The sequence below is a fragment of the Clostridium sp. TJA032 genome (assembly GCF_058310275.1).
The window spans coordinates 1-21810 of sequence record NZ_JBZEFB010000001.1 but is presented as its reverse complement, the minus strand read 5'-3'; the positions used below and the strand labels follow the sequence as shown (position 1 = coordinate 21810).

Here is a 21810-nt window from a genome sequence, read left to right as displayed (position 1 = left end):
TTCCTTCTTCTAAAACTTTTACATATTGTTTTGCTACATAGCCTACTTTTCCATTAACCTTTACTTCGTACCATCCATCTACTTCTTTTATAATTTCAACCTTTTCATTATTCTTTAAGCTTCCTATTATTTCATAGTTGCTTCCTGGTCCTTTTCTAAGGTTTAATTCACTTTTTACTTGTACTATTCCCTTTTTACTTTCTGTTGGTTTTTCTTCTTCTACTGGTGGTTTATTATTTTCTTCTTCATTTATTACTGCTATATTTTCTTTACTTATATAACCAAACTTTTTTTCTTCGCCCTCTAAGTAATCAATTTTATACCATCCATCTAGTTCTTCATATATATTAACTATTTCATCCTTTTTTAATTTATGCAAAACTGTTCCATGTTCACTAGGACTTTCAACTACATTGATAGATTCAACATTAATAACCTTTCCGTGCATTATAGGTTTTAAATTATCATCTATAATCTCATCTCTAGAAATTTCTTCTTTAAAATAAGGCCATAATTCTGGTCTATCTACAATCATCATTCTAGAACAAGTCTTGCCACTAGCATCTTTATGCATAACTACGTTTTCTGAAGGTATATCATGTTTTTTCATTAAATATTTAGTTAACTCAATTCCATTTTCTAAAGTTTTGTCAAAATCATTATCTTTATTTACACAAAGTTCTATACCTATACTTGTAGAGTTATTTATATTACCATTTTTTCCATCTCCAACATGCCAACCTCTCCAATTATCTTCTAAAGCTTGTATAATATTTCCTTCATCAATTATATAATGAGCTGAGGCTTTAGCATCTGGATGATTAGCAAAATAATTTCTATTTGCCATGGCATTAGCACCTTTATCTCTATTATCTGTATCATGTATAACTATATACTTTGGAGTTATAATTTCTCCCTTTGAGTAATTAATATCTATAAGTTCCTTGTCCACCTTTATCCCATTAATAACTGGAGTATTTGAATTTTCCTTTTTATTTTTATTTGTAACTTCATGATAATCTCCAGCTATACAGTTGCTTTTATTTTTTTCTTGTCCATTTTTAATTTCACCATTATATTCCTTTGCCATAACTAATTCATTAGCCCCTAAAACTCCTGTTGCTAGAGCTAAAGACAGTATTAAAGCACTTATTTTATTTTTATTCACAAAAATCTCTCCCTTATATTTTTAAATCCCTACATTAAAAATTTCCCAATTTGATTAATATTTTAAATGCAATTTCAATATTTTTCAATATAAAATATTGTGCTATAATTAGATAAGATTTAGTTTAAAAAAATTTAAAATTATGCTATTAAATTTTTCTAAAACTATAATATAAAAATGGAGAGATGATTAATATGCTTTCAAATTTCATAATTAAAACCTTCATTAAAGACTATAAAAATACAGAGGATGATAATGTTAGAAGTTCTTATGGTTATTTAGCTAGTATAGTTGGAATAATTGTTAATATAATTTTATTTTTAATAAAATTTTCAGTAGGACTACTTTCAGCAAGTATAGCCATAACAGCAGATGCTTTTAACAACTTATCCGATGCAGGTTCTTCTGTTATAACTATGATAGGTTTTAAATTAGCTAAAATGCCTGCTGATAAAGAACATCCCTTTGGGCATGGAAGAATTGAATATATTTCTGCTTTAATAGTAGCATTTATGGTTATGTTAGTGGGATTTCAATTCACAAAATCTTCTATAGAAAGAATACTGCATCCAACACCTGTAACCTTTGAAGTAATTCCTTTCATTTTATTAGTTATATCTATATTCTTTAAGTTTTGGTTAAGTAGATTTAATAAAGTAACTGGAAATAAAATAAACTCATCTGCTCTTAAAGCTGCATCAGTTGATGCCTTAGGAGATGTATTTACTTCAACTTGTGTTGTTATTTCATTTTTAGCTGCAAAATTCACTACTTTTCCTATTGATGGATATATAGGTGTTCTTGTTTCATTAGCTATTTTATATGCTGGTTTTAGCTTAGTTAAAGAAACTATAAGCCCACTTTTAGGGGAAGCACCAGACCCTGAACTTGCTAAAAACATAAAAGATATGGTTTTATCTTATGATAATATAATAGGAGTTCATGACCTTATAATTCATAACTATGGAGTTGGTAAATGTATGGCTTCAATACATGCTGAAATCCCTTCAGATATAAATGTTATGAAAATACATGATATTATAGATACTGCTGAAAGAGAAATTTCTAAAAAATTAAAGATTTATTTAGTAATTCATATGGACCCTGTTTGTTTAGAAGATGAAGAAATTAAACAAGCTAAGGAAGAAATTGATAAAATAATTAAATATAATCCTTTAATAGAATCTATGCATGACTTTAGAATAGTTGGTAACGGTGATAAGAAAAATTTAATCTTCGATATTGTTGTAAATCCAGAGAAATTAAAAAAAGTTATGTCAGAAAAGGAATTAAAAGAAGAAATAACAAATGCAATTAAGGAAATTCATCCTCAATATAATTGCATAATTACTTTAGATAGAGATTTTGATTGTTAAAAAAGGTAGCCCTTTGGCTACCTTTTTTTATTTACATATAGATTTATTTTAGTTATTATTTTTAAAATAATCTGACCTAATTATTTTAGTTGAAACATCATAGGAATTTTTAACATGGTCTAACTCCTCTTGACTTTTTGCCTCACCTGCTACTTCTCCACCTGGAAGAGCTACTATATTTCTATTGGTATTTAAAAGATTTCTTCCTATTATATCTCTTAATCCATTATTTTCTACTCCTAGCAAGTATGCTACTGTTGGCATTACATCTATTAATCCTCCCTTTGTTTCTATGGTTTCACCTTTAATTGAAGGATTATATATTATAAGAGGAACTTTCTTTTCATCTAACTTCCAATAGTTTCCGTCAAAGTTAACATCCTTTAATTGTTCTTTATAATATTTATTTGGACCTGCATGATCTCCATAAATAACGAAAACAGTATCATCAAATCTTCCCTCTTCTTTTAATTTATCCATAAAGATTTTAATAGCTTCATCAGTATATCTTACAGTTTTAAAGTATTGTCCTATAAGGGTACCCTCTATTTCACTAGGTATTTTTATACTTGTATGAGCATCATCAATATCAAAAGGACCATGATTAGTTAAAGTTACTGTATATAAATAAAATGGCTCTTTTAATTCTCCAGCTTTAGTAGCTAATTGACTTAAATAGCTTTTATCTGAAATTCCTAATCCAATTATTTCATCTTCATTAAAATCATATAATGTATAGGAATTTTGGAATTTAAGCAAGCTATGATGTACTTCTCCCCAGTTCCAACTTCCAGCTACCTCAGGATGCGCTGAAACTGTAGTATATCCGTCTTTTTCTAATATAGATGGTAAAGTAGTTAAACTTCTACTTGGATAAGCAAAAGAGGTTGCAGCATTAGTTATAGGTAGCATTCCTGTATTGACCATTAAATCAGCATCTGAACTAAATCCTGTTAAATTCTCCTCATAAATATTAGGGAAATAATATGCATTCTTTAATAAAGAGTTTAAGGTAGGAGTTATTTCCTGTCCATCAACTTTCTTGTTTATAACAAAATCTTCTAAAGATTCAATTTGTAGTACAACTAAATTTTTTCCCTTTAATTCACCTTTAAATTTATTATCTGGTAAATTCTCGTAATTATCTTCTAGCCAAGATTTAATGTATTCTTTTTCAGAATCACTTAAACTTATGTCCTTATCAAGAACGAAGGTTTTATATATATCAAAGAAATGATATCCTAAAGGAGTTGCCCTAAAAAGACCACTTGTAGGTGTCCATGCCACTCTTAAAAATCCCTTTTCCCCTTTAGTAATATCCTTAACATCATATAAGTAGTATTTTCCTAATATACATCCACTAGGTATTAAGAAAGTTAATAAAAAGGCTATTACTCTAAATTTAGTTTTCTTAAAGTACCAATCCTTAGTATATTTCTTTAATAATATGTATAGTATTGGTAAAAGCACAAGGTCTATTACAAATAATAACATTCTGCTTCTAAAAAATATAAGGTCTTTATTTAAAGGATTAAATAAATCTGGATATACTAAAAATTTTATTGAAGGGAAAGTTCCATAAACTCTATAATAAAGTAAATCAAAAATTAAAAGTGCTGAAATTCCTAAATCCACAATATATAGATAAATAAATTTCCCCCACCTTTTAAATAAAAAACCAAAACTTATAAATATTAATGGAAATAGTAGATATATTATCTTATAATCTATAAGTCCATATACAAAACCTAGATTTAATTCCATTCCACTATTACTCTTTAGCATAGTACAAAATACAGTTATCTTAACTATAAGCAAAAAGTAAAATAAAATTTCTAAGGGAAAACTTTTAAAAAAATTACCAACTTTTTTTAAAAACCCATGATTTTTAACCATAATTATCCTCCTCTAATTTAATTTTTCTTTTGAAATCCACCTTCTATTATTACATTTTTTCCTATAAAATACAAAAAAATTTTTTTATTTATAAAAAAAGTATCAAACTTAACTTATTAAATTAAAGTTTGATACTTTTATATATTTTATTTGTTATTTTTAAAGTAGTCTTCTTTTATTATTTTATTTGATATATCATAAGATTGTTTAACATGGTTTAGCTCCTCTTGAGATTTAGCTTCTCCTGCTACCTCTCCTCCTGGAAGAGCTACTATATCTCTATTAGTATTTAATAAATCTCTTCCTATGACATTTTTTAAATTTCCATTATCTGTTCCTAAAAGATATGAAACTGTAGGCATAACATCTGTAAGTCCACCTTTAGTTTCTATTTCCATCCCCTCTATTGATGGATTATATATTATAAGAGGTACTTTTCTTTCATTAAGTTTCCAATAGTTCCCATCGTAATCTACATCTTTTAATTGATTTTTATAGTATTTAGTAGGTCCTGCATGGTCCCCATAAATAACAAAAACAGTATTATCAAATCTTCCTTCTTCTTTTAACTTGTCCATAAACATTTTAATGGCTTCATCAGTATATCTTACTGTTTTAAAGTATTGTCCTATAAGAGTTCCTTCTATTTCACTAGGTATTTTTATACTTGTATGAGCATCATCAATATCAAAAGGACCATGATTTGTTAAGGTTACTGTATATAGATAAAAGGGCTCCTTTAATTCCTTAGCCTTATTAGCTAATTGAGTTAAATAACTTTTATCTGACATACCAAAACCTACAACTTCGCTATAATCAAAGCTATACATATCATAAATATTTTGAAAATTAAAAAGCCCTTTATGAACTTCTCCCCAATTCCAATTTCCAATAACTTCAGGATGAGAAGATGCCGTTGTATAGCCTATCTTTTCTAAAATTTTAGGTAAAGTTTCCATATCTCTTACAGGATATGAAAAAGAAGTGGCTGAATCTAATACAGGAAGCATTCCTGTGTTAACCATAAAGTCTGCATCAGAACTATTCCCTTTTAAATTCTGCTCATATATATTAGGAAAATAATATGAGTTTTCTAACATTGCATTTAATGTTGGTGTTATTTCTTGCCCTTCAACCTTTTTACCTATAACGAAATCCTCTAAAGATTCAACTTGTATAAAAACTAAGTTTTTTCCTTTTAAAGTACTAAAATATTTATTATTAGGTAAGTTTTCATAATTATAATCTAACCACTCTTTTATATTATCTTCCTCTTTTTTACTTAAATTTAAATCCTTATCTAAAACAAAAGTCTTATAAACATCATACATATGATAACCTAAAGGAGTATTTCTAAATATTGTTCCTGAAGGTGTCCACTCAGTTCCAAAGGCATATTCTCCCTTTTTCTCATAAACCTTATAATTATTATAAAAAACATAACTAGTTGACATTATAAATATTATTAAAAAAGCACTTAATCTGTTTTTCTTAAACTTTATATAAGTATATTTAAAGGATTTTCTTATAAGAATAAATAATATAGGTAAAATTATTAAATCAATTAATATTAAAAACATTTTACCTCTAATAAAAAATAAATCTTTCCCTAAAGGATTATATAGTTTTGGATATATTAAATATCTTACTGAAGGAAATGAACTATATAATCTATAATACATTAAATCAAAAATCAATAATATCGATATAAAAACATCAAGAATATAAAGATATATAATCTTTCCTTTACTTTTCAATAAAAATGCAAAGCTTATAAGTATTAAAGGTAGTAATAAATATATATCTTCATAACTTATAAGACCTATTGCTGTACCTAAATTTAATTTCAACCCATTGTTACTTTTTAACATTGTGCAGAAAAGAGTTATTTTAAATATGAATATAAGATAAAATAATATCTCAAAGGAAGATTTTCTTAACCCCCCAAAAATTTTCTGCATCAAATTATTTTTTTCTTTTGTCAAAATTTATCATCCCTTACTATTTAATTTTTCCTTACATAGCTATAAAAATTGTTCCTATTATAATTAAAATTGTTCCTATTATTTTATTTCTTGTTATCTTTTCTCCTAAGGCTATTTTAGAAATTATCATTGTCCATATATATGTAATAGCTGTTAAAGGTAATACAATGCTATAAGGTAAAAATTTAAGAGCTACTATATTTAAAAGAGCTGCACTTACATAAAATATTCCCCCAACATAAATTCTCCAATTTAAAAAGAGTGAAACTATTCCCTCTAGATTTTCTGCTCCTTTTTTAAAAAAATATCCACCTAAAGCTCCTAAAAGAGTCATTATAGGAAATAAAAGTATTATATTATTCACTCTTATCCCCCCTTGCAATAAAAATTACTCCTAAAATTATAATAACTATACCTATAAACTGTAAAAAACTTATTCTTTCATTTAAGAATAAAAATCCATTTATAAGAGCAAAAATATAGCCTATACACATAAGAGGATGTAAAATTGATAACTGTCCAAATTTAAAAGCTATTATCATAGTTAATGCTCCAATTCCATATAATATGAAGCCGAATAATATAAAAAGTATGCTCTTATTAATTCCAAATTTCCAAAATAACTGTCCAAAAGAAGTACATAAAGCTGATATAATTATTAGTACTATTCCTTTCCAAAGCTTATTATTTTTCAAAATCATTTCCTACTTCCATTTTAATATTTCATAATCTAAGTTTTTCTTATTATAATTTATTAAATATGCCTTTTTTACCAAATTAAACATAGGCATATCTGAAAGAGAATCTGAATAGGCTACAGAATTTTCTTTGTCTATAAATAATTTTTTCTTTTTTAAATATTTATTTATTCTTTTTACTTTTTCCTCACCCTTGCAATTCTCTCCATTTATTTTATTTAAATATTTACCACTTTTATAATATACCTTTGTTCCTATTACCCCATCTACATATTCTTCTAATTCAAAAAATTTCAAATAACATTCTAAAGAAGCTGTAACTAAAAGTATATAATAACCTTTAGATTTTAATTTTTTCATTTCTAAAATTGCATCATTATAAACTGAATTTTTTATTACCTTAAAAAAAAACTCTTCTATATCTTCCTTTGTTAAATATTTTAAAGTATAAAACATATTTTCCTTTGCTTTTTTAGTATTTATAAAACCTAATTTATAAAAAAATAATACAAAAAATAATTCTGGTAATCTTAAAATAGCTTTAGGATATTTATTTATAGTGTATTTTAATAATTTAAACATAGAATCACCTTTTATTAAGGTTTTATCAATATCAAATAAAGCAACTTTTGTATTTTTCATTCTACTAATCACCTTTTAATCTACTATTTTATAATTTAAATTAAATTCCTCTGCCTTATTTATCTTTGAAAATTTAAACTCATCCTTTCTTATTGTTTTATCAATTAAAATCTCCTTTTTTAAATCCTTAGATAAATCATTTTTTATTTTTAAAGTTGATGGAATCATTATAATTGAATTAACCAACATAATAATTAAAAATACGTAACCAAGTATTTTTATAATTTTATTTTTGCTATTGCCCATTAATACATATATTAACACAGGTATAGCCCAAATAAATGACATATATCTAGCCCACCAAAAATCACCACAATATAATATAACAAAAGCTAAAAAAACACTTAAAACTATAGAACAGGTCTTTAATTTTTTATCACTACATTTTAATATAAGGACTATTAAAAATAAGAAAGATATTGGTAGAAATATTACTGAGTAAATTCCAAAACCTCTTAATCTTGGGTCAGCTGCAGCGTAAATCTTTTTTGTCCCTTCTTTAATTTCAAACATTTCTTTAATACTCTTTGGTGCTTTTCCTATTCTATTATCAACAGAAGGATTAGCTATCAAAGCTTTATATGCTTTTTCAAATTCACCATCATATCTAAATTCCTCTGGTGTATTATTTGTCATAATATCAATTTTATTTTCTCCTGCTAAAGGATATAAAGGATGTCCATTAATTATTGTATTTTTTACATAAGGATTAAATCCAATAATTAAAACAGAAAAAATAAAACTTACAATTAAAAATATAATTAGCTTTATATTATAAGATTTACTACTATATATAAAATTACATATAAGAAATGCAGTTAAAATACCTCCTGCATAAGCTAAGCCAGTAAATTTTATATTTACTAAAAAGGTGGCAATATTTATAAGGGCAAAATATTTAAAATAAAATAAATCTTTAAAAAATAAAATAAGAAATAAATTTATTACTAATATAACTATATATATACCTAAAGAAGCATCTACGTAATATGTAAAAATCTGACTTACATTTACCGGATTAATAGCTAATAATAAAGCTCCAATTAATGATAATAATATTTTCTTATTTGTTATTAAATAAAAAATTGCAAATCCCAATAAGGAAATTATTATAGGTAATAACATATTTAAAACCTTTGCTGTTTCAATTTTTCCAGTAACTACATAAATTGAAGCAGCAAAAATCCAAGGTGCTTTTGTATAATGCTTTACCCAAATATCTACATTATTTCCCTCATCAAAAAAAGGATTCCATCCATTTTTAAGTCTTATTATTCCCTCTTGATGATAAGAAAGAGAATCATAGCTTGAATCCCATATAAAATTATTTATAAATCCTAAAATAAATATAATTACATAAAATAAAATAAGAATTCCTATCATGTATCTCCATTTTATTTTTTCTCCATCCTTATCTAAAATAAACTTAGATAAAATTAAAGATATTATAGGAAAAATAATTATGCCTAATTTATTTATAGAACTATTAAAAATAAATAAAATACTATTGCCAATAAATATACTTCCTATAAAAACTAAAAACATAAAAGATAAAATTATAGTATAATATGATAGTTTATTACTTTTTAAGTTTCCTAACCTTTTTTCCATTATTCACCTCTTAAACTACATATAAAAGTAATATAACACTTGTAATAGCCCATAATATTACATCAATAATTATACTCTTATCTGTTAATACAGTTTCAGTAGGGCTTCCTCCCTCACCTTTTTTCATACTTAAATACTTATATCTAAATAAACCATATACAACAAATATATTAGTTATTGTCATATAGATATTTTCATAAGCTACAAAGGTATACATAGCATAACTTATTATTGTGCAAGTTAATGTAATATCTGAAAATTGTTTTAATAATTCATCAGAGTAATCCTCTAAGATTTTTCTATGTTCATTAGCTTTTCCTTCTAGTTTTATTATTTCATTTCTTCTTTTCTCAAAACCTAAAAACAAAGAAATAAAAAATGTACATAATAAAATCCATCCTGATAAAGAAACATTAATTGCTATTCCTCCTGCTATAACCCTTAATATAAATCCTATTGCTATGAAAATAACATCTAAAATTACAATATTTTTTATTTTAAAAGAATAAAAAATATTATTTATAAAATATAGCATTAAAATAATAAATAACCCCTTGTTTATAAAAAAAGCACTAACCATACTAACAGATAATATTAATACTAAAGAAATTATAGATTGTTTAATTGAAATAGCACCACTTGCTATAGGTCTAAATCTTTTTTTAGGATGTACTCTATCTCTTTCAACATCTAAAATATCGTTCATTATATAAACAGAAGAAGATATTAGACAGAATAAAACAAAAGCTAATAAAGCACTTTTATCCTTATTTAGATTTAAAAAACTATATGAAAATATTAATGCTCCAAATACAAAAAAGTTTTTTACCCATTGCTTTGGTCTCATCAATTTTAAAAGATTAATAATAAAATTTTCACAATTTTTATTATTTACCCTCTCATAGTTGTATTCACTGTTCTCCATGTTAAACCTCCATTAATAATTTGTTCAAATTTTCAACGACTAATATTATATCATAGTTATTTGTTTATACCTAAATAAATTAATTTAATAAAAAATAAAAAACTATCAATTAAAATAAAATTTTTAATTGATAGTTTTTTATTTTTTATTATTTATTATTTTTAAAGTAATTTCCTTGTATAACCATATCTGAAATTCTAAAGGACTTTTCTAAATGTTCCTTCTCTTCTTTAGTTGGATTTCCAACTATTTCTCCATCATTTAATATTATTGAATTTCTATTAGTATTTACTAAAACTCTTCCCATTGAAGTATTTTCAAAAGCATCTCTATTAAAGCCTAATAAATACGCTATTGTTGGTAAAAAGTCAATTTGTCCTCCTTCTTTAGAGATAACCTCTCCCTTTAAACTTGGATTGTAAACTAAAAATGGAATTTCTTTTCCATTATCTTTCCACCAATCGCCCTCTAATGGTGCATTTTTAATATCCTCTTCATAAAACTTATGAACTCCACAATGATCTCCATAAAGCATTATTACTGTGTTATCTAAAAGATTTTCTTCTTTTAATTGATTTATAAATTTACCAATTGCTTCATCTGTATATCTAACACTTTGGAAATATGCACCTAACATATTTTCATTTAAATCCTTTGGTAAATCTAAGTATTGTTTATCCTCTGGTATTTCAAATGGTCCATGACTTGTTAAAGTAACTAAAAAAGTGTAAAAAGGTTGTTTCTCAGTTTTTAATCTTTCACCAACTTGTCTTAAATAAGATTCATCTGACATTCCAAGCCCAATTAATTCACTTTGGTCAAATTGATTTGCATCCCATATTTTATCTGCTCTAAAAGATTTATGTGCTTCTGCCCAGTTCCAATTTCCTGGAACCTCTGGGTGAGTTGATATTGTATTATATCCTCTGCTATTTAATAAATCTTGAAGTGTATTATATTCTGTGCAAGGATATCCAAAGAATGTACTTCCATCTCTTACTGGCAACATTGATGTATTAACCATTAAATCACAATCAGAACTTATTCCTGAATTATTTTGTTCCTTTATGTTATCAAAATATAAACTATGTTTTAAAAGCTTATTTATATTTGGTGTAATCTCTTGACCATAAACTTCTTTTCCTATAACAAAATTTTCAAGAGACTCTACTTGTATTGCTATAAGATTCTTTCCTTCAAAAATACCCTTATATTCATTATCAGGTAAATCTTCTTTATTTTCATCAAACCAAGTCTTAATTTCATTTTTTTCAGCATCACTTAAGTCAGTTCCCCTACTAGCATAATAATAAACATCATATCCATGATATCCTAAAGGACTTGTATCACTAAAGGTTTGAAAAGGTGCCCAAGCTATTCTTAAAAAACTTTTATCTGATTTTCCTTGTATATCTATGTAATTATGTGAAAATCCTATTACAGCAGCACTTATTACAAATATGCTACCAAAGGCCATTAATCTTGTTTTTAAAGCACTTTTATATTTTATGTTCTTTAATCCTGTAAAGTTATAAACAAAAAACAGTATTACAAAATCTAATAAAAAAAGTAAATCTATAGGTTTAAAATTAAATAAACTTTTTCCTATAGGATTAAAAATATTAGGTTCAATCAAATGTCTTATTGATAAAAATGTTCCATTTACTCTGTAATACCAAATATCAGCTATAAATAAAATAGTTACTAAAATATCAATAACTACTGCTGTCCTTATTCTTCCCTTCCCCTTAAATAAATACACAAAACTTGCTATTAAAGTAATTATAGCAATATGTGCCCACCAAGCAGGAGGAGTAAAATACATCGTTGCAAAATTCATACTTGCAGAATCTGGTGTCCTAAGCATTGACAAAAGCATCATGGATTTTAACTGCAAAATAACTACTAAAAATATAAAAACCCAGTTGCATTTTAAAAAGCCTTTTACTTTTTCCTTCATAAAATTTCCTCACTATCTATTTTTTTATTTATTTACTTTAATTATTATATCATTTGAAGATAAAATTTCATATTAGTTAAAACTTAATAAAAATAATTAAGAATTAAGAATAAAAGAAGCAAATAATATTATTTGCTTCTTTTATTCTTACTATACTAATTAATTTATCTAATCTTTATTTCTTTTAATCTATGAAGTGCTCTAGTACTCATTATATATTTTATCAAGTCTTCCTCTCTACCTTTTTTCTTAAGCTCATCTATCATAATAACTCCATCAAACTCTAAACCTTTTGCAAAATAAGATGGTATTATAACATTTCCACCTTTATAAAGAACATCCTCATTATCAAACTTCACTAAATGAACCTTACTACTAATAATATTATAAATTTTATCTAACTCTTCTTTATCCCTTGTTATAATAGCAATACTTTCTAAACCTTCACTTGTAAACTCTTTTAAAGATTCAACAATATACTCTGAAAGTTCTTCATATTTATTAAATTCAATTTCTTCAACTTTTTTACCATGTCTAACTAAAGGTATTATTCTATCTTCATTAAGATATTTATTAGCATATTCCATTATTTCATAAGTACTTCTATAGCTTTTATTTAAATTATAAATTTCTATATTTCTTTCATCAAATATTTTTTCTAATTCCATCATAGGTGCTAAATCAGAGTATTTAATAAGTCTTTGATTTACATCTCCTACAACTGTAAAATACTTACTTCCAGTTAACTCTCTCACAACCTTAAATTGAAGTGGCGAATAATCTTGTGCCTCATCTATAACTACATGTCTGTAATCTTTAGTTGCTTTTTTCCCTTCTAATTTTATTGATAAATATAATATTGGAGCTAAATCATTTATTGTATATTCTTTATTATTATCATTAAATCTATCATATATATCTAATATATCTTCTCTTAAAATCCATTCATCAAGCTTAGACTTAGATTTAATTACTTCACTAATTATCTCTCTTATTCTTAATCTTCTTCTAAATTCTAAATTATTTTCTTCTATTAAAAGTTCCTCTGGTGTTAACTTTTCTTTTTCTTTTCTTATTTCTTCATTTAACTCCCATACCTTTTCATCTCTTTTATCTTTTATTTTAGATATTATTATTCTCTTTATTTTTTCACTTCTTCTAAACAAAGGCATATATTCATAATGCTTATTAAACATTTCTTCTATTTCTTCTTTTGAAACAACTAATTCATCAAAATATTTTACATCCTGAACCTTAAAGTAATCTTTATTCATATCGCTTATTAAAAGGTCTAAATCCTCTATTACTTTATATGAATTTTTATACATTACATCTTCTAAAAAATTCTTATCCTTTGAAAGTATTTTTTCTAAGTACTTATCAAAACTCATTATATAAAGCTCTTTATCCATTTCCTTTAAAGCAAAGCTTGCAAAAGTTTCTTGTTTTACTCCAACCTCTCCAAGACTTGGTAACACCTGTGAAATGTACTCCATAAATATACTATTAGGCCCTAAAATAAGAACTTTATCTTCTAATTCTTTTCTGTAATTATATAAAAGATATGCAACTCTATGAAGAGCTATAGTTGTTTTACCACTACCAGCTACCCCATTTACAACTATATTAGTTGTTCTATCCTTTCTTATTATTTCATCTTGTTCCTTTTGAAGTGTCATTATTACATCTTTAAGTTTATCAGAACTGTTATTACTTAAAACCATTTGTAAAATATCATCTTTTACATCTACAGCAGAATCAAAAACACCTTTTAACTCTCCTTTTTTAACGATAATTTGTCTTCTTCCTTCTATATCACAGTTTATTATTCCTTCTGGTGATACATATGTTGCCTCTCCTAAAGTTCCATGATAAAAAAGAGAAGCTACAGGTGCTCTCCAATCAACGATTGCAGGCTCATAACTCCCTTCAGGAGTAACTCCAAATCTTCCAATATACATAGTATCTCTTTGGTCAAATTCTAAATCTTTAAAAGTAACTCTTCCAAAGTATGGTGAATCTTTTAAAATTGTTAGTTCTTTTAGTCTTTTATCTATTGTAGCAAAGGACTGTTCTTTTACATATCTTTCATGGTCAAAATACTCTATTAACTTATCTTCATCATCTTTATATTCTTCAATTGCATTTTTTCTATAATCTAATATATATTGTGTTACAAACTTTCTTTTATTTATATAGGAAAGCATTTCTTCATTTAATATATTAGAAACTTCCTCTAATTTTTTCTCTTCAACTAAAAACTCTATATCTTTTTTTTCATTCATTAGCCTCTTCCTTTCTTACTATCTAATAATTGATTATAACCAATTTATTAAATTAAATTTCCTTTAAATAGCAAGATACTATTTAAAATAAAATTGTGCATGAAGCATTTTACTTCATGCACAATTTAAAAAGATTATATTCTTACTCATTAGAATCTTGTTTATTTTCATCTTCTAATGAAACTTTATTTTCTTCATCACTCTCTTTATTTCCCTCAGAATTTTCTTCATTTATGTTTTCTTTAGGATTAAGTAATTTTAAAGCTTCATTTCTAGCTTCATCAATGGCTTGTTGTTCAGCTTTCTTTCTTTCTTCTTCTTCTAATCTTAAAGCTTCTTCTCTAGCCTTTTTAATAGCTTCTTCTTTTTCTTTTCTCTTAGCTAAAGCTTGTTCTCTTAAGCTTTGAATTTCTCTCTTAGCCTTTTCATCAGCTTCTCTCTTTTCAGGATATTTAGAATAAACTATTTCCATAAATTCATCGCCCATTATAGTTTCTTTATCTAAAAGAACTCCTGCTATTTCATCTAATAAATCTCTATTTTCAGTTAAAATCTTAATTGATTTTTCATGAGCACTCTTTATAACATGTAAAACTTCTTCATCTGCTATTGCTGCAGTAGTTTCTGAACAGTTTCTAACTGGTCTTCCATCTAAATATCTGTTGCTCATAGCTTCTAAAGCCATCATATCAAATCTCTTACTCATACCATAAATAGTTATCATATTTCTAGCTGACTGAGTAGCTCTTTCAATATCATTTGAAGCTCCAGTAGTTATACTGTGGAATACTACTTCTTCAGCAGCTCTACCACCTAACATAACAGATATTTGATCTATCATTTCTTCCTTAGATACTAAATATTTTTCTTCTTCTGGAAGTTGCATTGTGTATCCTAAGGCTCCCATAGTTCTAGGAACTATTGTTATTTTATGAACTGGGTCAGTATTATTTAATAAAGCTGCAACTAATGCATGCCCAACTTCGTGATATGCAACAATCTTCTTTTCTTTTGGTGAAAGTATTCTATCTCTCTTTTCTTGACCTGCTATAATAACTTCAACAGCTTCATCTAAGTCTTCTTGAATTACAAATTTTCTACCATGTTTTACAGCTCTTAAAGCAGCTTCATTTACTATATTAGCTAAGTCTGCTCCTACTGCACCAGGAGTAGATTTTGCAACTTCTTCTAAAGATACATCATCTGATAATTTAACATCTCTAGAGTGAACCTTTAATATTTCTTCTCTACCTATTAAATCTGGTCTATCTACTATTATTCTTCTATCAAATCTACCTGGTCTTAATAGTGCTTTATCTAAAACCTCTGGTCTATTTGTAGCTGCTAAAATAACAACACCCTTTGAAGAATCAAAACCATCCATTTCTGTTAATAACTGATTAAGAGTTTGCTCTCTTTCATCATTTCCTTGTATAGCACCATCTCTACTTTTACCTATAGCATCAATTTCATCTATAAAAACTATACATGGTGCTTTTTCTTCTGCTTGCTTAAATAAATCTCTTACTCTAGCTGCTCCCATACCAACAAACATTTCAACAAAGTCTGAACCTGACATTGAGAAAAATGGCACTTTTGCTTCACCAGCAACGGCTTTAGCAAGTAATGTTTTACCTGTTCCTGGAGGCCCTACTAATAAAGCTCCCTTAGGAAGTTTAGCACCTATTTCAACATATTTTTTTGTATCATGTAAGAAATCTACAATTTCAACTAAAGACTCTTTAGCTTCATCTTGTCCTGCAACATCTTTAAAAGTTATTCCTGTTTCATTTTCAGCATAAAGTTTAGCATTATTTTTACCAAAGGACATTACTCCTCCGCCCATTTTATTGTTCATCTTAGAGAACATCATTTTACCTACAAAAACAATTAGAAGAAATGGTAAAATCCATGACATTAATAATCCTAAAAGTTGATAATTTTCAGGTTTTGTTACATTAAATCCAACTCCTGCTGAAGTTAAATCCTTAATTAAATCTGGTTGGCTAAGTCCTGCAACTGCTGGATTAGTTGTGTATAATATCTTTCCTTTTAGATTACTACTATCTGAAGGCGTTATTTCAATTTGATTACCTGAAAAATTTACAGATTCAATCTCCTTTTTATCTAACATCTGCATAAATGTACTATAATCTACTTTTTCATATAGCATTTCATCTTTAACCATGTTAAATATTAATAATATACCAAAAGCTATAATACTATATATGGCAATATATTTAAGCATTTTTTTATCTTTAAACATACCTCAGTCCTCCTTCTCTAATGTTTATTTTACAAATCCTATTCTATCAAAAGGATATATTGTCAATTGTGCTTTTGCTTCTATGTCGTCTCCATCTACATAAGGGTAACTCCAATACCTAGAATCATCACTATTATTTCTGTTATCACCTAGCATTAAATATTTCCCTTCAGGAACATCAAAAGACATATTAGTTTTTCCACCTTGATATTTTACATAGTCTTCTTCAAGCTTATTTCCATTTATATAAACTGAACCATCACTTTTTATCTCTACATGCTCACCAGGCATACCTATAACACGCTTTAAAAGTGGCTCATTTAACTCCTCTGAATTAAAAACTACTATGTCTCCTCTTTTAATATTATTCGGATTGTGTACTCTTGTAACAAATAGCTGATCACCAATTTCTACTGTTGGCATCATTGACCCTGTTGGAACTTTTATCTTAAATAATAAAAATTGTCGGATCAAAAAAGCTAATACTAAGGCTATTAAGATTGGTATAATCCAATCTAAAAAGAATGATTTCTTCTTTTTATTATTAGAACCCATTACTCTTCCCACATACCTTTCATTAAGTCTTCTATTTCTTTTTTTCTTTTTTCTGTAAGCGCTTTATTCAAACAAAACTTATCTTCCTTACCTTTAACTAGAACATCCCCCTCTTTTACGTTACCTTTTACGTCGTCTTTTTTTAATTCTAAAACATTTCCATCTTCATCTTCACATACGATAAAATGTCCTTCTATTCTATCTACTACTATTTCTTTCATTTTATACTCCTTGTTCCGAATATTAGTCTTTAGAATAATTTAATTAAAATAAAATTATCCTTCAATAATTTTAGAATTTTTTACCTTTAGTAATCTTAAAGTATCAAATATAAGTATATCATAAATTACCATAAGTTTGTAAACTTTAATTCATAGTTTTACCCTTAAGTTTCATAAATATTTTAGTATTATTTTATCAATTTATTATGTCTTTTTTGTGTCTTTAAAATTTAAATATTTAAATCTTTAAGAAATAATTTTTAAAAAAACTTAACTATTAAATAAAATCCTAAAAATAAAATTCTTATTTTCTTATACTTCCCTTTTATTATATACTTTAATTCTCTTTTATTTAATAAAAAAAGTTGTATAGTTATTTCTATACAACTTTAAAAAATTAAAAACATTCATTTTTAAGCAAATCTTCATAAGTTTCTCTTTTGCACATAAGCTTTGATAACCCTTGATTTACACTTACAACTGCCGCTTTAGGAATTTTGTTATAGTTATTTGCCATAGAGTACCCATAAGCACCAGTAGACATAATTGCTAATATATCTCCCGTTTCCATTTTAGGCATTTCTATTGAATTTAAAAGCACATCTCCTGACTCACAACATTTTCCCGCTACAGTAACTACTTCCTTATAATTATTAAAAACTCTATTAGCTATTAAGGAATCATAATTTGCACTATATAAAGCGGGTCTTATATTATCACTCATTCCCCCATCTACACTTACATATTTTCTTATGCTAGGAATTTCTTTAATAGCTCCTACAGTATAAAGTGTTATTCCAGCATTTCCAACTATACTTCTTCCTGGCTCAACTGTAAGTATAGGAAGCTTCATATTTAATTCTTCACAAACCTCATCAGCTTTATTTATTATTGATAAACAATATTCTTCTATTTCTTTTGGAGTATCCTCATCAGTATAATATATACCAAAGCCACCACCTAAATCTAATTCTTCTATTTCATAGCCTAAATTTTCTTTTATGCTTTTTATAAGCTTTAACATAATTTCTGTAGCATCTTCATAAGGCTCTAAATCAAATATTTGAGAACCTATATGACAATGTAATCCCTTAAGGTCTATATACTCTAAAGCTAAGGCTTTTTTAATAACTTCATAAACAGTATTTCCAAGTACGGGAAATCCAAATTTAGAATCTATTTGACCTGTTTTTATATAGTCATGAGTATGAGCTTCTATACCTGGAGTTATTCTTAAATAAACTTTTTGAATAATACCATAATCTCTTGCTATAGAATTTAAAAGTTCTAACTCATGTATATTATCCACTATAAATCTTCCAATTTTCAATCTTACTCCTAAATCTATTTCATAATCTGATTTATTATTACCATGAAAATATATTCTTTCCATAGGAAAACCTGCTCTATATGCAGTATATAATTCTCCTCCAGAAACAACATCTAAATATAAATTTTCCTCTTTAACTAAGTTGCACATAGCCATATTTATAAAAGCTTTCCCAGCATAAGTAACTCTATTTCCTCTTTCATTACACTTCATAGCTTTATAATATCTTCTACAATTATCTCTTATTAATTCTTCATCAATAACATATAAAGGAGTTCCATATTCATTAGCTAAAGCTTTAGCTTTTATTCCTCCAATATATAATTCATTTTCTTCTACCTTCATTGTTCCAAATAATCTCATATTTTTCCCTCCACAAATTTCTAGTTGTAGAGTATAAAAGTATGCAAAGCTATCGATTTTATAAAAATAAAAACAGCAAAGGAACACCCTTGCTGCTTTAATCGCAACTTAGCGTACCTTGTAGCACTCCACTTTTTTCAAAGTGACAGTTATATGCATATTATACATATACCCAGAAAATTTGATTACCATCTCATTTTCTTCGGCCATAATTCCTTTCACTATACATAAACGTTTGTCAACTGCTTATAGCTACTCTTAATTACAGCACCTCTACTTTGGTCCTATTTTAAACTTATTTATTTTTATTATATTAATTATTGTTTATAATCTTACTAAAAACTTTTAAATAATGCAATAGTATAAATTAAAATTATCAATAAAAAATTTATACCTTACAACTATTTCCTTCACATCTAAAGGCTTTAGTTCCTTCATATCCTATTTCTTTTAATACCTTTTTAACTACTCTTTTGCCTATACTATCCTCATTTAATTCACAAAGAGCATCTTCTATATTATACCAAGCCACTCCTTCTACTTCTTCAGATTTTTTTATTTCTCCAGTTTCATAATAAGCTAAATACGTTAACATAAGTAATTCTTTTCCTTTTACAAAATCACTACCTAAGTATTTTATATCTTTAACAGTTATTCCTGTTTCTTCTTTAACTTCTCTATATACAGTTTCTTCTGCAGTCTCATCAACTCCTACATAACCTGAGATAAGCACCTTAGAATTTTCATAAATATAACTTTGTTTTAAAAGAAGTATTTCATCCTTCTTTATAACAGCAACCACAACACAAGGCTTAGGCAAATCAAAAAACATCATATTATGTTTACTACAATAAGGCACATTTCCTTCATCCCAACTATCTTTAAGCTCTAATTTTTCACCGCATAATGGACAATATTTAAATTTCATAATCACTCTCTTTAGTAAAGCAAATATATTACCTTCTATAATATATTTTAAAAATTTATCTAACCTTATATATGTTAAATTAAAATATATTTCCCTTATGTAAATTTAAAAACCTAATTTAATATGATTTATAAATTTTCTCTATTTTAACTAAGAATAGTAATATAGATTACGCTAACTAAAGTTCACCACCTTTCATATTCTAAAATACTTCTATTATTTTATATGAACATAAATTTGAAAATTAAAATTGATTTTCTAAATAAAATTTTATTAAATATAATTATAAAATTATTTCTATAGGCTTAAGTAATTCTATCTCCTCTTCAGTAACTTTACAATTATAACAAAAAATATCTACACCTTCATTTTTAGCTAATCTTAAAGCTTCTGAAAATTTAGGGTCTTTTTCATCATTTGGAGAAAAATTAATCACCTTCTCTAATTGTATTAAAAAAAGAACTCCTGCACTCATACCTAATTTCTTTACTTCTATAAGCTCTAATAAATGCTTTCTCCCTCTTTCAGTAGGTGAATCTGGAAATTTAGTTTCTCCATTTTCCTCTAAGGTTACTCCTTTAACCTCTAAAAAATAAACATTATCATTATCATCTTGTAATTTAAAATCAAATCTAGAATTTCCAAAAGTTTTTTCTCTACTTATATTATTAAATCTTTCTAATTTTTTTATTTTTTTATTTTTTAATGCTTCTTCAACTACTTTATTAGGAGCTTGAGAGTCTATATTTATTAAAACTTCTCCTTTATAAGCTGCAATTAAATCATAGGGAGTTTTTCTATTTTTAGTAGTTCCTCTCCTTAAAAGTACTGTGCAACCTTCTTTTAAAATTTCTCTACACCTTCCTGTATTAGGTACATGAACTAATATTTCTTTATTATCTAAAAGCACATATGCTTGAAATCTATTTGGTCTTTTTAAAAAAATAGCTTTTTCAATAGTACTACCATATTTCATTTATAATACCCTCTTTAATAAATATACTTATTGATTATTTTTATAAATAATTATTTAAACTTAATACTTTATAAATTATTTAAAATAAAAATTTCTTATATAAATTATATTATTTTGCATTTTTAGTTACTTAATTCCTTGTTATATATTCTACATAAAATCTATTTTATTAACAAGAAATAAATTAAAGGTCAATAATTATAAAATTTTAAAATTTTATAATAAAAAACTCGATAAGCATTGCTTATCGAGTTTATGGTGACCCCTAGGGGAATCGAACCCCTGTTACCACCGTGAAAGGGTGGTGTCTTAACCGCTTGACCAAGGGGCCAAACTTAACCTGGCAACCACCTACTCTCCCACACAGTCTCCCGTGCAGTACCATCGGCCTCCATAGGCTTAACCTTCGTGTTCGGAATGGAAAACGGGTGTTACCCTAAAGAGCATCATCACCAGATGTTTAAAAGAACTTTATTCTTTCAAAATTGCACATATTTAATTTACTATATTTGGTCAAGCCCTCGATCTATTAGTATCGGTCAGCTGAACATGTTACCATGCTTACACCTCCGACCTATCAACCTTGTGTTCTTCAAGGGATCTTACTAGCTTACGCTATGGGAAA

General features: G+C 26.4%; 17 protein-coding genes, 1 tRNA gene, 2 rRNA genes and 1 riboswitch (1 of these 21 only partly in view). Of the genes, 1 reads left to right on the top strand and 19 read right to left on the bottom strand.

Features of this window, described 5'->3' with window-relative positions; genetic code table 11:
• Window positions 1–847: the 5' portion of an N-acetylmuramoyl-L-alanine amidase gene (locus AC4FRL_RS00100; protein WP_491139508.1), read on the bottom strand. 47 nt of this gene lie to the left of the window's left edge; only the first 847 of its 894 coding nucleotides appear in the window; its start codon is at window positions 845–847; the stop codon falls past the left edge of the window.
• 515 nt (window positions 848–1362) lie between these two features.
• Here AC4FRL_RS00100 and AC4FRL_RS00095 point away from each other — a divergent pair.
• Window positions 1363–2544 carry a cation diffusion facilitator family transporter gene (locus AC4FRL_RS00095; RefSeq protein ID WP_491137900.1) on the top strand — a complete coding sequence of 394 codons (1182 nt, stop codon included), beginning with the start codon at window positions 1363–1365 and terminating at the stop codon, window positions 2542–2544.
• Window positions 2545–2592: 48 nt separating this feature from the next.
• Here the strand turns inward: AC4FRL_RS00095 and AC4FRL_RS00090 are convergent, their stop codons facing one another.
• The 18 genes from AC4FRL_RS00090 to AC4FRL_RS00005 form a co-directional block, all read right to left on the bottom strand.
• Complete coding sequence (locus AC4FRL_RS00090; protein WP_491137899.1) at window positions 2593–4440, bottom strand: LTA synthase family protein; 1848 nt, start codon at window positions 4438–4440, stop codon at window positions 2593–2595.
• A 146-nt stretch (window positions 4441–4586) separates the two neighbouring features.
• On the bottom strand, window positions 4587–6425 hold the full coding sequence (locus tag AC4FRL_RS00085; protein ID WP_491137897.1) for an LTA synthase family protein: 1839 nt from the start codon (window positions 6423–6425) through the stop codon (window positions 4587–4589).
• Window positions 6426–6456: 31 nt separating this feature from the next.
• Window positions 6457–6789, bottom strand: a complete 333-nt coding sequence (locus AC4FRL_RS00080) for an EamA family transporter (RefSeq protein ID WP_491137896.1) — start codon at window positions 6787–6789, stop codon at window positions 6457–6459.
• Window positions 6782–7126 carry an EamA family transporter gene (locus tag AC4FRL_RS00075; RefSeq protein ID WP_491137895.1) on the bottom strand — a complete coding sequence of 115 codons (345 nt, stop codon included), beginning with the start codon at window positions 7124–7126 and terminating at the stop codon, window positions 6782–6784. Before AC4FRL_RS00075 ends, AC4FRL_RS00080 begins: the two co-directional genes overlap by 8 nt.
• A 3-nt stretch (window positions 7127–7129) precedes the next feature.
• Window positions 7130–7765: an HAD family hydrolase gene (locus AC4FRL_RS00070; protein ID WP_491137894.1), complete on the bottom strand. Its 636-nt coding sequence runs from the start codon at window positions 7763–7765 to the stop codon at window positions 7130–7132.
• 15 nt (window positions 7766–7780) lie between these two features.
• Window positions 7781–9376, bottom strand: coding sequence for a hypothetical protein (locus tag AC4FRL_RS00065; RefSeq protein WP_491137892.1), 1596 nt, complete (start codon window positions 9374–9376; stop codon window positions 7781–7783).
• 10 nt (window positions 9377–9386) lie between these two features.
• Entirely contained in the window at window positions 9387–10301 is a 915-nt protein-coding gene (locus AC4FRL_RS00060; RefSeq protein WP_491137890.1) for a decaprenyl-phosphate phosphoribosyltransferase, read from the bottom strand.
• Between the two features lie 148 nt (window positions 10302–10449).
• Window positions 10450–12261 (bottom strand): LTA synthase family protein, encoded by a 1812-nt coding sequence (locus AC4FRL_RS00055; RefSeq protein ID WP_491137889.1) that lies wholly within the window; start codon window positions 12259–12261, stop codon window positions 10450–10452.
• Window positions 12262–12425: 164 nt separating this feature from the next.
• On the bottom strand, window positions 12426–14546 hold the full coding sequence (locus AC4FRL_RS00050; protein ID WP_491137888.1) for a HelD family protein: 2121 nt from the start codon (window positions 14544–14546) through the stop codon (window positions 12426–12428).
• A 142-nt stretch (window positions 14547–14688) separates the two neighbouring features.
• Complete coding sequence (gene ftsH, locus AC4FRL_RS00045; RefSeq protein ID WP_491137886.1) at window positions 14689–16812, bottom strand: ATP-dependent zinc metalloprotease FtsH; 2124 nt, start codon at window positions 16810–16812, stop codon at window positions 14689–14691.
• A 24-nt stretch (window positions 16813–16836) separates the two neighbouring features.
• Window positions 16837–17367 (bottom strand): signal peptidase I, encoded by a 531-nt coding sequence (lepB, locus tag AC4FRL_RS00040; protein WP_491137885.1) that lies wholly within the window; start codon window positions 17365–17367, stop codon window positions 16837–16839.
• Entirely contained in the window at window positions 17367–17588 is a 222-nt protein-coding gene (locus tag AC4FRL_RS00035; RefSeq protein ID WP_491137883.1) for a DUF3006 domain-containing protein, read from the bottom strand. Before AC4FRL_RS00035 ends, lepB begins: the two co-directional genes overlap by 1 nt.
• Before the next feature lie 397 nt (window positions 17589–17985).
• Window positions 17986–19281 (bottom strand): diaminopimelate decarboxylase, encoded by a 1296-nt coding sequence (gene lysA, locus AC4FRL_RS00030; RefSeq protein ID WP_491137882.1) that lies wholly within the window; start codon window positions 19279–19281, stop codon window positions 17986–17988.
• A 113-nt stretch (window positions 19282–19394) separates the two neighbouring features.
• A riboswitch (Lysine riboswitch) is annotated at window positions 19395–19565 on the bottom strand.
• 104 nt (window positions 19566–19669) lie between these two features.
• The gene (locus tag AC4FRL_RS00025) at window positions 19670–20209 is read right to left on the bottom strand and encodes an NAD(+) diphosphatase (protein ID WP_491137881.1); all 540 of its coding nucleotides are present in this window, start codon (window positions 20207–20209) and stop codon (window positions 19670–19672) included.
• A 283-nt stretch (window positions 20210–20492) separates the two neighbouring features.
• Window positions 20493–21185 carry a DNA/RNA nuclease SfsA gene (gene sfsA / locus AC4FRL_RS00020; RefSeq protein WP_491137880.1) on the bottom strand — a complete coding sequence of 231 codons (693 nt, stop codon included), beginning with the start codon at window positions 21183–21185 and terminating at the stop codon, window positions 20493–20495.
• A 256-nt stretch (window positions 21186–21441) separates the two neighbouring features.
• Window positions 21442–21516, bottom strand: a tRNA-Glu gene (locus AC4FRL_RS00015).
• Window positions 21517–21523: 7 nt separating this feature from the next.
• Window positions 21524–21642 (bottom strand): 5S ribosomal RNA (gene rrf, locus AC4FRL_RS00010).
• Window positions 21643–21694: 52 nt separating this feature from the next.
• Window positions 21695–21810 (bottom strand): 23S ribosomal RNA (locus tag AC4FRL_RS00005); the annotation flags it as partial.